The organism is Bacillus sp. FSL R5-0447 (assembly GCF_038606125.1).
Classification (GTDB): domain Bacteria; phylum Bacillota; class Bacilli; order Bacillales; family Bacillaceae; genus Bacillus; species Bacillus velezensis.
Map to the genome: position 1 here is coordinate 1,525,715 of NZ_CP152012.1, position 12,847 is coordinate 1,538,561.

A 12,847-nucleotide genomic window follows, 5' to 3' on the forward strand; every position below is an offset into this window, starting at 1 on the left:
GAAACTTTTGCTCCGTTCCTTTCGTCTACGTTTATGAAGGATTTTCCTTGGACATAAAGAAGAGACATTAAAGGAAGTAGGGGATTTCTATGAAATCAATTGGTGTAGTAAGAAAAGTAGACGAACTCGGGCGTATTGTCATGCCGATTGAATTGAGAAGAGCATTGGATATCGCTATTAAAGATAGTATTGAATTTTTCGTTGACGGAGACAAAATTGTCTTGAAAAAATACAAGCCGCACGGCATTTGCTTAATGACGGGGGAAATTACTCCCGAAAATCAGGAGTACGGCAACGGCAAAATTATTTTAAGTCCTGAAGGAGCGAAAATGCTGCTTGAGGAAATCGAGGAAGCGTTAAAAGATAGATCATAATCAGCAAAAAGGGCGGAGCATCATTCCGTCCTTTTATTATGAACTTGTGCAAAAACTCACGGGAAAAGTAAGCGAACCTGCTCAATTAATTGGGAATAGTTATCATTTTTTAGTCAATAATGCAGTCAACAATGTTACAATATATGTAGAAATGCTAGCGGCAGGTGGGACTATGGGAAAATATCAAGCGCGTATCATTTCCTTAATCTTGGCAATGATTTTTATTATGTTTTGGGATTATTTATTTTATATGATTGAACGGAATCCGATTAACTGGCCAGTTGACATCACCTTTACCGCCGTCACATTAATCAGCGTCTGGCTGCTGGCTTATTATGTGGATAATAAAAAGCAGCTGCTGACGGAGCTGAAGGACAGCGAGCAGAAAGCAAAGGCGCTTTCAGATGAGAAAAACCGGATCATGGACAATTTGCAGGAAATCGTTTTTCAGACGGATGCTCAAGGGAATATTACATATTTGAATCAGGCCTGGACGGCGATTACGGGCCACTCCATCAGCGAATGTATGGGCACGATGTATAATGATTATTTTATAAAAGAAAAACATATTATTGATTATATTATCTCCCAAATCAAGCAGCAGTCCCCGTCAGGAATGTTTACGGCCAAATATATTAAAAGAGACGGCTCGATCTTTTGGGGAGAAGTCCATTATAAGCTGTATTATGACCGCAGACAGAAATTTGTCGGAAGCCTGGGGACGATGTCTGATATCAGTGAACGGAAAAAAGCGGTCGACGAGCTTCTGGAAACGAACGAACGCCTTGCCATGCAATCTCAAAAGCTGGCCATTGCCGGGGAGCTTGCGGCAGGAATCGCCCATGAAGTAAGAAATCCTTTAACATCAGTCAGCGGCTTTCTCCAGCTGATGAAAGCCCAGTATCCGGAAAGAACGGATTATTTTGATATTATTTTTTCGGAGATTAAAAGGATTGACCTCGTGCTGGGGGAGCTGCTTCTGCTCGCCAAGCCGCAGACCGTGACGTTTACCGCTCATCATCTCAACCATATTTTACGGCAGGTGGCGACGCTTCTTGACACGAACGCGGTGCTGTCGAACACTGTGATTGAGAAGGATTTCAGGCAGACTGAGTCCTGTATGGTCAACGGTGACGAAAACCAGCTGAAACAGGTATTTATCAATATTATTAAAAATGCGATTGAAGCGATGCCTGACGGCGGGAATATTCATATTTATACAAAACGGGATGAAGAATACGCGGTGATCAGCATACAGGATGAAGGAAACGGCATGTCGAAAGAAAAGCTTGAAAACATCGGGAAACCGTTTTTCTCAACAAAAGATCAGGGAACGGGTCTCGGGCTTCCGATTTGTTTACGAATTCTGAAGGAGCATAATGGTAAACTTAACATTAAGAGCAAAAATGGAGAAGGCAGTACGTTTCAGGTGATTCTGCCGTTAGAAGCGGCTGCTGTCCAAAAGGAGGAAAAATAACTTGCTTCTTTTTGTATACGGTTTGTTACGGAAGCGTGAAGAAAATCATGAACTGCTGAAAGGCGCTCCGTGTGTGTGCGAGCAGGCTGCGATAAACGGCGTGCTGTACGAAACGGATAAAGGTCAGCCTGCGGCGTCTTTAGCAGAAACAGCTTTTGTGTACGGGGAATTGTATGAAACAGATCATCAGATGATCCGTAAGCTGGATGCGTATTATGCTGATTTTGATCGAAAAGAGGTTGCCGTGACGACGGATGCCGGGAATAAAACCGCCTTCGCATATGTCGTAAAGCCCGACCAGTGTGCCTCATTCAGCCGTATCAAGAGCGGAGACTGGAAAGAATACCGTTTTATGAAACGGGAGGATGACAGTCCGGTTTATTATTTCGCATACGGCTCCTGTATGGACAATGCCCGGTTTAAACAGGCGGGGGTCGACCACTTTTTTGCCGAGCCGGTCGGAGGGGCGGTTGTTGAAGGGTATTCGACGAGATTCACATTAAGGCGTCCTGACGGTTCCAGAGCCGATCTTGTTGAAGACGGGGGACGAACTGAAGGCGTGCTGTACAAGCTCCCGTTTGAAGCGGCAACCTATCTGTACAAAAGAGAAGGTGTTGATAACCACACATACCGTCCCGCGTTCATAGAAGTGTGTGCCGGCGGCCGTGTATACAGAGGCGTCCTGACATTTCTCGTTCTTGATAAAGCTGAGGAAATTGCGCCTCCGGGTCACTATCAGGAAGAAATCGAACGCGGAGCGGATTTGTATTTATCGCCGGCCTTTTCAGAAAAGCTTAAACGCTATATGAACTCATTGCCGAAAATGTGATACTATTCCTATTAGAGATATTGTTTAAAGGAGTACTGTTATGAGAAAAGAGTTTGCCGTTATCGGTCTCGGACGCTTCGGCGGAAGTATTTGCAAAGCATTAAGTGAAGAAGGCCTTGAGGTCATGGCGATGGATATTGATGAAGATAAAGTAAATGAATACGCCAAAATCGCATCACACGCGGTCATCGGCGATTCAACCGATGAATCAGTGCTGAAAAACTTAGGGCTGCGCAACTTTGACCACGTCATTGTGGCAATCGGCGAAAATATACAGGCGAGCATTTTAACGACGCTGATCTTAAAGGAACTCGGCGTGAACACGATCACGGTTAAAGCGCAGAACGATTATCATGAGAAAGTGCTTGCGAAAATCGGGGCCGACCACATCGTCCACCCTGAACGTGACATGGCAAAACGCATCGCCCACAACATCGTATCAAATAATGTGCTTGATTATTTGGAGCTGTCCGACGAACACAGCATTGTGGAGATCGTGGCCAACAGCAGGCTTGCGGGCAACACACTGCTTGATCTGGACATCCGGGCGAAGTACGGCATTAATATCGTGGCCATCAAGAGAGAAAAAGAAGTGATCGTATCTCCGCTGGCGACTGAAATGATCCAAAAAGAAGATATTCTCATCGTTATCGGCTCTCTTACGGACATTTCCCGATTTGAAAAAAGAGTGCTTCACACAAAGTGAAAAGCCGTCCGTAAAAGGACGGTCTTTTATTATGTCAGAATAGAAAGACATTTATCATGTAAGCGGTATATTCTGCAATTTTTATTGACTATGATCAGGCGATCCGATAGCATATTGTACCATATAAAGAAAAAGAGGAGGCCTCATTTTGAACAAAGAAACACTGGCTGAACGGCTGAATGTATCAGCCGGCAGACAAAAAGCCGATACCGTCATTAAAAACGGAAAAATCATGGATGTATTTAACCAGGAATGGATTTCTGCAGATATCGCCATTACGGGCGGAGTGATCGTCGGGCTGGGCGAATATGAAGGGGAAGAAGTCATTGATGCAGAAGGTCAAATGATCGTTCCGGGGTTTATTGACGGACATGTTCATATCGAGTCCTCTATGGTTACTCCGATTGAATTTGCTAAAGCCGTCCTCCCACACGGAGTGACTACTGTCATTACTGATCCTCACGAAATTGCGAACGTTTCCGGAGCAAAAGGCATTTCTTTTATGATAGAGCAGGCGAAAAAGGCGCCGCTGAACATCCGTTTCATGCTTCCTTCCTGTGTTCCCGCCGCTAGCTTTGAACGCTCAGGAGCCGTATTAAAAGCCGAGGATTTAAAGCCTTTTTATCAGGAGAAAGAGGTGCTCGGGCTTGCGGAAGTAATGGATTATGTATCTGTTGCGGAAGGTGAAGAGGATATGCTTCAGAAACTGCTTGATGCCAAGCGTCACGGAAAACGGATCGACGGGCATTTAGCCGGACTGTCTTCAGATATCATCAATATATACAGAACCGCAATGGTGTCAAATGATCATGAAGTGACGACAAAAGAAGAAGCGCTGGACAGAATCAGACGGGGAATGTACGTCATGCTGCGCGAAGGATCGGTGGCAAAAAATACGCTCAATGTGCTGCCGGCGGTGAATGAAAAAAACGCGCGGCGCTTTTTCTTTTGCACGGATGATAAGCATGTAGATGATCTGCTTTCAGAAGGAAGTGTGAACCACCAAGTCAAAATGGCGATAAAGGCGGGACTTGATCCATTCCTTGCGTATCAACTCGCCAGTTTAAATGCGGCTGAGTGCTACGGTCTTGAAACAAAAGGGGCGGTAGCGCCGGGTTTTGACGCAGATCTGCTGTTCATTTCAGATGTACGGGAGGCTGCCGTCACGAAGACCATGGTCGCCGGCCGGACCGTTGCCGAGAACGGACGCACGGTTTATGAACAGTCTGCCGGTTCCTATTCGCCGGACCAGGCGCTGTTGGATACAGTGCGGCTGAAAGCGCCGCTGACTGAATCGGATTTTCATATACCGATTCAAGAGGGCAAGAAAATGAATGTAATCGAAATGATACCGAATCATTTGGAGACGAGAAAAAAAGAAGTGCCTGCACCGTCTGCTGACGCGTTTTGTTCTGATACAGAAAATGATTTATTAAAAATCGCCGTCACAGAGCGGCACAGCGGCGAAAAAATGATAGGACTCGGGATTGTACAAGGGTTCGGGTTAAAAGAAGGCGCCATCGCCACAACCATTTCTCACGATTCCCATAATATCATCGCCGTCGGTACAAACGATGCCGATTTGGCAAAAGCAATCAACAAGCTCCGTGACACTGGAGGAGGATTAACAGCCGTGAAAAACGGAGAATTGCTTCACTCCGTTCCGCTTCCGATCGCCGGGCTTTTGTCTGATAAGTCGGCGGAATGGGTCAATGACAGCTTGGGCGTGCTTCATGAAAAGCTTCCTCTGCTCGGATTCACCGGTGATTTCAATCCGTTTCTCACATTATCGTTTTTAGCGCTTCCGGTGATTCCGGATATTAAAATGACAGCAGCCGGTCTGTTTGATGTCAAAGCCTTTCAGCATATTCCGCTGCAATAAAAAAACTGCACTCATTACGAGTGCAGTTTTTTTTAGACCTCCATAATGATCGGAAGGATCATCGGGCGGCGTTTTGTTTTTTCGTATAGGAACGGAGCAAGTGTATCGGTAATTTCGTTTTTAATTTCGGACCACTGCGTTGTTTTCCGATCCATAACTTTCTCCAAATGGTTCGAAATCAGCTGCTGCGCGTCATTGATCAAATCACCGGATTCTCTCATGTATACAAAACCTCTTGAGATTAAATCAGGCCCCGCCGAAACCTTAAAGTCATCCATATTGATGCTGACAACAACGATAACAAGGCCTTCTTCTGAAAGAATGCGGCGGTCGCGGAGCACGATATTGCCGATATCACCGATTCCGCTTCCGTCAATGTAAACGGAGCCGGACGGAATTTTGCCTGCCACAGCGGCTTCTTCGCCTTTGAGGGCCAGCACTTCGCCATTATCCATGATAAAGCAGTTTTCTTCGGGTATGCCGCAATCAGTCGCGAGTTTGACGTGCATTTTCTGCATTCTGTACTCACCGTGAATCGGCATAAAGAACTTCGGTTTGATCAGGCGGAGCATTAATTTCTGCTCTTCCTGTCCGCCGTGTCCGGATGTATGAATGTCATTCAATGAACCGTGAATGACTTCTGCGCCCGCACGGTACAGCTGGTTGATGGTGCGGCTTACGCTGATTGTGTTTCCGGGAATCGGAGAGGAAGAAAAGACGACCGTATCTCCGGGATTAATGGAAATCTGCCGGTGCGTCCCGTTAGCGATACGTGATAACGCCGCCATCGGTTCACCTTGGCTTCCCGTACATAAAATCGTTACCTTATTGGCAGGCATACGATTGATTTCGTTATGCTCAATAAACGTATTTTTAGGACAGGTAATGTAACCGAGATTTTGTCCGATTTCAATAGCCGATTCCATACTGCGTCCGAATACGGCAACTTTTCTGCCGTTTAAAACGGCTGCTTCAATCACCTGCTGAAGACGGTGTATATTCGAAGCGAATGTCGCAAATATAATTCTGCCGTCCACTTTCCGGAAAATATCGTGAATGCTTTCGCCTACGCGGCGTTCTGACATGGTGAAATCAGGAACCTCACTGTTTGTACTGTCAGAAAGCAGGCATAAAACGCCTTCTTTCCCGATTTCAGCCATCTTTGTCAAGTTTGCCGGTTCGCCTACCGGTGTGAAATCGAACTTAAAGTCCCCGGTATGTACGATATTGCCCGGCGGTGTTTTGACGACGATTCCGTATGAATCCGGAATGCTGTGTGTCGTTCTGAAGAAGGATACTGACGTCTTGCGGAACTTCACGATGTCGTCTTCACCGATGATATTTAATTTGGTCTGTCTTAACAGCCCGTGCTCTTCAAGTTTATTCCGAAGTAAGCCGATCGCGAGTTTACCGCCGTAAACGGGAATATTTACTTGTCTGAGCAGGTACGGAATACCGCCGATATGGTCTTCGTGACCGTGGGTGATAAACAGACCTTTAATTTTATCTTCATTTTTTACTAAATACGTGTAATCGGGGATTACGTAATCGATGCCGAGAAGTTCATCTTCCGGGAACTTGATTCCCGCATCAATCAGTACAATTTCATCCTGAAACTGCACCCCGTACGTATTTTTCCCGATCTCGCCCAATCCGCCGAGGGCGAAAACGGCAGTCTGGTCATTTTTTACAAATTTCATTCCGCTCATAACTCCAATACTTTAAAATTTTCGCTCTGCTTCTCATATTCTAAAAAAGCACCGTCCACAGGCTGAACAAATTCAATGTTGTATTTCTGATCTTTCAGTTTCGTTCTGACGTCCCGTTCTGAAACGCCCTCAATGTAAAGTGAATCTGTTTTTTCCCGAACAGGTACTTCGTCAGCCTTCTCTTGATAAAATACCTTATAAATCATCCAAATCTCTCCTTAAATGCCGTATGTTAGACTCGCTTATTCTATTATATTCGAAAACGGATTATAAGGAAAGTCTCGAGCAAAAAAGGGACTTTCAAAAAACGAAAGATCCCTTCTACGCGATGACTTTTTTCCGGAGCATTCCGCCCCACTGTCTTCTGAGTTTCTTCCGTAATCGGCGCAGCATCGTATACCTCCTTTAAAGCCCTTTATAGCAGTAGTATGCGGAAAAAATGAATTTGTTTTCGTGGGTAAAACTGGAATTTCATCAAGGCGGTTTTCCGGAAGAAAAACTTTCTGTATGATGATATTGAAAAAGACACGACTGATAAACGGGAAAAAGGAGAAATTGACATGAAACCAAAATTGATCTTTTTTGATATTGACGGCACGATCTATGACCATGATAAACATATTCCCGATAGCGCAAGAAACGCCGTGAAGGCGCTTAAAGAAGCTGGCCATCACGTTTTTATCGCCAGCGGAAGGTCCCCGTTTATGGTAAAACCGATTCTGGAAGAGCTTGAGATTGAATCATTTATTTCATACAACGGCCAGTATGTCGTATTTGAAGGTGAGGTCATTTATAAAAATCCGCTTCTTGAAGATGCGGTTGCGCGTTTATTAAAGCAGGCGGCAGAAGGGGAGCACCCCGTCGTATTTATGGCGGAAGACACGATGAAAACGACCGTCCCCGGACATCCGCACGTCTCGGAAGGAATCGGCAGTCTGAAAGCGCCTTATCCCGAAGTTGATGAAACATTTTATAAAGGAAAAGAAATTTATCAGCTGCTTTTATTCTGCCGCGGACATGAAGAAAAAGCATATGCCGCTTTTCCGGAGTTTGATTATGTCCGCTGGCATGAATTGTCAACGGATGTGCTTCCGAAAGGCGGTTCAAAAGCGGAAGGCATTAAAAGAGTGCTTGAGCGGCTTCCGTACGGCGTAAGTGACACTTATGCATTCGGCGACGGACTAAATGATCTTGAGATGATCCGTTTTGTCGGCACCGGGGTGGCGATGGGAAATGCGGTTCCGGAATTAAAAGCTGCCGCTGATTTCGTCACAAAGCCGGTGGATGAGGAAGGAATCAGCTGGGCCGTCAAAGAACTGGGCCTTTTGAAATAAAGAAAACCGGCACTTTGGGAAGTGCCGGTTATTTTTAACGGTCAATGGCAATGGCGTTTTCAGGTTCTTTGAACGGATTTTCTTTATCAATATGGTCGTAAAACATCACGCCGTTCAGATGATCGATTTCGTGCTGAAACACGATGGCCGGAAAACCTTTGAGGCGGATGTCAATCTGTTCTCCTTCAAGCGTCACCGCCTTTACGCGGATGCGGGCGTAGCGCGGCACATAGCCGGGAATGGGTTCGTCTACCGACAGGCAGCCTTCTCCGCTCGTCAAGTAGCTTTTTTCCACTGAGTGGCTGACGATCTTAGGGTTAAAAAGAGCATAGCTGTATAAAGTGCCTTTCGCATCTTCTGCATGGACGGCGATCATCCGTTTTTTTACGTCTGTTTGGGGAGCGGCAAGACCGACGCCCGGACGAAGCTTGTATTTCTCGGCTAATTCAGGATTTTGGCTGTTTTTCACAAACTCAATCATATCAGCAAGATGCTGTTTTTCTTCGTCAGAAGCGGGAAGCTGTACCTCTTCAGCGATCTCTCTGAGCGCGGGATGTCCGTCTCGTACAATATTTTCCATAGTAATCAAGAAACTTCACTCCTAAAGCTTAATATGTAAATTATAGCGAATTTCTTTATCGCGGCGCAATGAAACAATTGGCCGGCCATAGCAGGCCGGCCGATGTCATGGTGTATAATGTCAGCAGCCGCAGCCTAAATAAGCGGCACCGACGATGATTAATAAGATAAACAATACGACGATTAATGCGAATGTGCGGCCGTATCCGCCGCCGCAGCCGTAACCGTAACCGCCGCCATAACCATATCCGCCGCCGCAACAACCGCCGCCAAATCCGCCGCCAAATCCATATCCGTACATAAAAAAACCTCCTCTTTTAATTACGCTGACCCTCTGTCAGCAGGGCCGGCGTCTACTATAAACTATGTAAAAGCCAAAAAGATGTATGGTCATCCGCCCTGTTTTCTCAATTTTTTACGCAAGTATTCTTTGAAAGCACCGTAAGCGTCTTTACACGGTCACGCCAATTACAGCTCAGCTATTGTCAAAAAGCGTTCGGGCTTCTATAGTGGAAATTGTCAAGATTGGGGGATTTTAAGTGAATATGATTCAAAAAAAGGTATTAGCAGGAATCGGAGCGCTCGGCGCCGCAAGTATGCTTCTTGCCGGCTGCGGGGGAAAAGATCCGGTTGAATCGCTTCATGACTCGATGGAAAAAGCCGTTCAAGCGGAAAAACCGTTTCAAAAAGAGCAGAAAACATTAGAAAAATTGGAGAAAAAAGAGCATAAGCTATACGACAGCGCGGTTAAACTGAATATGGATGATTACCAGAAAATTGTCACACTGTCTGATCAGGCTCTGAGCAATGCAAATCAGCGAAAAAAACATCTGAAAGCAGAAAAAGACAGTATTGATGATTCAAAAAAAGCGTTTGAATCCGCAAAAAAAACTTCTCAAGAAATAAAGGATAAGAAAGTAAAAGAAAAAGCCGGGCATGCTGTCGCTTTAATGGGGAAAAGGTATGCATCTTATGATCTTTTGTACAAAAAGTACGAAAAAGCCATATCACTTGATAAGGACCTTTATAAGCTGATTAAAGATAAAAAGCTCACATTAGCGCAGCTGGAAGAGCAAATCAGCAAAGTAAACTCAGTTTACGAAAAGGTGCATAAACAAGCAGATGAGTTCAATCAATTTACTAAAGACTACAACAAAGAGAAAGAACTATTATTCCGCAAATAGTATAGTGAAGGCATATCGGCATGGGCTGATGAACTGATAACAACCGAGTTCAGCCGCCTGTAAAAAGGCGGCTGAAGAATTGGTATATACGTGTGTTTCCCATTGACAACAAGTAAATCATGGTATAATATTTATTTAGGGAAATATTCACATAAAACCAATCGTTGTTTCGGCACGTTGGAATGTTTTTATTATATTGATATATATAAAACAGAATGAAAATGTGATTTTAATTATCAGAAAATTCTATCTATTTATATTTACGGCGATATGATATTTGTACATGCTTTTTGCTTTTAAACCTTTATCCGGCATAAAGGTTTTTTTATTTTGCTTAGTAATGCTTATTAAGTAAGGGTGCTGAGAGTAAACGACAATTTTAAAATTGAAGTGAAAAACGTTAATCAAAATCGGAACGAAAAGAAACGGCAGAAATACGGAACAGGAGGAAAACAAATGCTTGCTTACGTCTTTCCCGGACAGGGAGCGCAGTTTAAAGGAATGGGCAGAGACTTATTCGATGAATTCAGTGAGCTCATTAAAAAGGCAGATCATATTTTAGGATACTCCATAAAGGATTTATGCCTTTCAGATGAAAAAGAGAGGCTGACTGATACGAAGTATACACAGCCTGCAATTTATACAGTGAGCGCACTGCAATATTTAAAGGGTTTAAAAGAAGGTCATACCCGCCCTGATGCTGTTGCAGGACATAGTCTTGGTGAATATACTGCGCTTTTTGCGGCCGGCGTTTTTAATTTTGAAACAGGTCTCCGGCTGGTTGCTAAAAGAGGCGAGTTAATGAGTGAGGCTTCCGAGGGCGGAATGGCTGCCGTGATCGGACTGGATGAGCATCACATAAAAAAAATACTTCAAAAGTATGAACTCGGCCAAATAGATATCGCCAATTACAATACATCTTCACAAATTGTGATAGCAGGGGCTGCAGAAGAGATAAAGCGGGCAGCCTCTTTTTTTGAAAAAGAAGGGGCGAAAGCTTATATCGTATTGCAAGTCGGCGGAGCTTTTCATTCTCGTTTCATGGAAAGTGCACAGCGTGAATTTGCGGAATTTATCGAGGAGTTTCATTTTTCTGAATTGAATTTCCCGGTCATTTCCAACTATACGGCAAGACCTTATAAACAAGAAGATATCAAACGGAATTTAATTGAACAAATAACAAACTCGGTAAAATGGACTGAAAGCATCAGGTATCTAATGGGACAAGGCGTCACTCTGTTTGAAGAGATCGGTCCTGGAAACATTCTGACTAAATTAATTCAAACCATACAAAGAGATGAGGAACCGCTTACTATCAGTGCGCCGGAAGACAGTCTCTTTTTTTCTGAAGGGAACAAGGACAATTCGGAAAGCGGGAAAGAGCATAGCCTCTTGGCCGAAAATATAGAGAGCGGTGCAGCTTCACCGGTGTCCCGATTGGGTGATCAATCTTTCAAAGAAGATTACGGTTTGACATACGCGTATTTGGCAGGTGCGATGAATAGGGGGATCTCTTCTGCTGAAATGCTGATCCGCCTCGGGAAGAAAGGAATGCTGGGGTTCTTTGGCACAGCGGATTTACCTATAAGGGAAATTGAACAGGCCGTTATTTCTATTAAGAAGACACTCAAAAATGGCCAGCCCTACGGAATGAATCTGCGATTTGAGCCGGATCATCAAGATAGAGAAAAGGAATTGATAGATTTATATATCAAGCATGACGTACGAGTAATAGAAGCGTCTTCGTATCTTTCCGTCAGCGCACCATTAATTTATTACAAAGCGCATCAGTTGAAGATAGACAAAAGCGGCAGGGTCATACCTCATAATCGGATCATTGCCAAAGTTTCACGGCCGGAAGTTGCGGCCGCATTTCTGAGTCCGCCTCCTCCAAGTATCGTAAAGAGAATGTGTCAGCACGGTATGCTGACGGAAGAGCAGGCGGAGTGGCTCAGCCGTATTCCGGCAGCAGACGATATCATTATTGAAGCAGATTGCGGAAGTAATACTGAACAGGGCTCATTGACGGCGATGCTGCCGTTTTTTGTTAACCTGCGGGATGAAATGATGGAAACACACAAATACGCAAGGAAGATAAGGATCGGGGCTGCGGGAGGAATCGGGACTCCCGAGTCTGCCGCGTCTGCTTTTTTAATGGGCGCTGATTTTATTATGACGGGATCCATTAATCAATGTACAGTTGAAGCCGAAACAAGCGGTTTTGTTAAAGAAATGCTGAGTGAGACAGGAATATGCGATACTGCTTATGCGCCTTCGGAGACTCTGTTTGAGTTCGGAACAAAGGTTCAGGTGCTGAAAAAGGGCACGCTGTTTCCGGTCAGGGCAAATAAATTATTTCAAATCTACCAACAATATGAGTCGTTGAGTGAGATAGATGAAAAGACAAAGATTCAGCTCGAAAATGATTATTTTAACAAGACTTTTGATGAAATCTACGAAAGCATATTAGAAAAACAGCCGAACCTGGCCCAAAAAGCTGAGCGCAATCAAAAATATAAGATGCTGTTACTATTTAAGTGGTATTTGCAGAGAGGATGTCTGCTTGCTTTGGAAGGGCAGGAAGAACAAAAGGTGAATTTCCAAGTTCATTGCGGCCCGTCTTTAGGCGCTTTTAATCATTGGGTAAAGGGCACGGATTTGGAATCATGGAGAAACAGACATGTCGATGACATTGGTGAAAAATTGATGAATGAGACCGAAAGTCTGCTAAGGCGCAGATTGGATACGTTATTTCTACACTAAAGAAGGAGCG

Annotated in this window: 12 protein-coding genes; 8 read left to right on the forward strand and 4 right to left on the reverse strand. The window is 44.4% G+C overall.

The window, feature by feature from the left end:
- The first annotated feature begins 89 nt into the window (after window positions 1-89).
- The 5 genes from NYE68_RS08025 (at window position 90) to ade (ending at window position 5,268) form a co-directional block, all read left to right on the forward strand.
- A complete protein-coding gene (locus NYE68_RS08025) occupies window positions 90-374 on the forward strand; it encodes an AbrB/MazE/SpoVT family DNA-binding domain-containing protein (protein WP_003154557.1) in 285 nt (94 codons plus the stop codon).
- Between the two features lie 172 nt (window positions 375-546).
- Complete coding sequence (locus tag NYE68_RS08030) at window positions 547-1,851, forward strand: ATP-binding protein (RefSeq protein WP_064108138.1); 1,305 nt, start codon at window positions 547-549, stop codon at window positions 1,849-1,851.
- 1 nt (window position 1,852) lies between these two features.
- Window positions 1,853-2,680 (forward strand): gamma-glutamylcyclotransferase family protein, encoded by an 828-nt coding sequence (locus NYE68_RS08035; protein ID WP_015239773.1) that lies wholly within the window; start codon window positions 1,853-1,855, stop codon window positions 2,678-2,680.
- A gap of 40 nt (window positions 2,681-2,720) precedes the next feature.
- Complete coding sequence (ktrC, locus tag NYE68_RS08040; protein WP_003154554.1) at window positions 2,721-3,386, forward strand: Ktr system potassium transporter KtrC; 666 nt, start codon at window positions 2,721-2,723, stop codon at window positions 3,384-3,386.
- A 148-nt stretch (window positions 3,387-3,534) separates the two neighbouring features.
- The gene (ade, locus tag NYE68_RS08045) at window positions 3,535-5,268 is read left to right on the forward strand and encodes an adenine deaminase (protein ID WP_061861425.1); all 1,734 of its coding nucleotides are present in this window, start codon (window positions 3,535-3,537) and stop codon (window positions 5,266-5,268) included.
- Between the two features lie 32 nt (window positions 5,269-5,300).
- On the opposite strand, the gene rnjA is transcribed toward ade, so the two are convergent.
- Window positions 5,301-6,968, reverse strand: a complete 1,668-nt coding sequence (rnjA, locus tag NYE68_RS08050; protein ID WP_003154550.1) for a ribonuclease J1 — start codon at window positions 6,966-6,968, stop codon at window positions 5,301-5,303.
- 5 nt (window positions 6,969-6,973) lie between these two features.
- A complete protein-coding gene (locus tag NYE68_RS08055) occupies window positions 6,974-7,183 on the reverse strand; it encodes a DNA-dependent RNA polymerase subunit epsilon (RefSeq protein WP_003154548.1) in 210 nt (69 codons plus the stop codon).
- Window positions 7,184-7,537: 354 nt separating this feature from the next.
- On the opposite strand from NYE68_RS08055, the gene NYE68_RS08060 reads away from it, so the two are divergent.
- The gene (locus NYE68_RS08060; RefSeq protein ID WP_324635882.1) at window positions 7,538-8,311 is read left to right on the forward strand and encodes a Cof-type HAD-IIB family hydrolase; all 774 of its coding nucleotides are present in this window, start codon (window positions 7,538-7,540) and stop codon (window positions 8,309-8,311) included.
- Window positions 8,312-8,345: 34 nt separating this feature from the next.
- On the opposite strand, the gene def is transcribed toward NYE68_RS08060, so the two are convergent.
- Together def and NYE68_RS08070 are read right to left on the reverse strand one after the other, a co-directional pair.
- A complete protein-coding gene (def, locus tag NYE68_RS08065; protein ID WP_003154544.1) occupies window positions 8,346-8,900 on the reverse strand; it encodes a peptide deformylase in 555 nt (184 codons plus the stop codon).
- A 111-nt stretch (window positions 8,901-9,011) separates the two neighbouring features.
- The gene (locus NYE68_RS08070; RefSeq protein ID WP_007409651.1) at window positions 9,012-9,191 is read right to left on the reverse strand and encodes a YjcZ family sporulation protein; all 180 of its coding nucleotides are present in this window, start codon (window positions 9,189-9,191) and stop codon (window positions 9,012-9,014) included.
- A gap of 244 nt (window positions 9,192-9,435) precedes the next feature.
- Here NYE68_RS08070 and NYE68_RS08075 point away from each other — a divergent pair, with 244 nt between their 5' ends.
- On the forward strand, window positions 9,436-10,074 hold the full coding sequence (locus tag NYE68_RS08075; protein WP_119001991.1) for a YkyA family protein: 639 nt from the start codon (window positions 9,436-9,438) through the stop codon (window positions 10,072-10,074).
- Between the two features lie 456 nt (window positions 10,075-10,530).
- Window positions 10,531-12,837: an ACP S-malonyltransferase gene (gene fabD / locus NYE68_RS08080; RefSeq protein ID WP_227051263.1), complete on the forward strand. Its 2,307-nt coding sequence runs from the start codon at window positions 10,531-10,533 to the stop codon at window positions 12,835-12,837.
- Window positions 12,838-12,847: the final 10 nt, after the last annotated feature.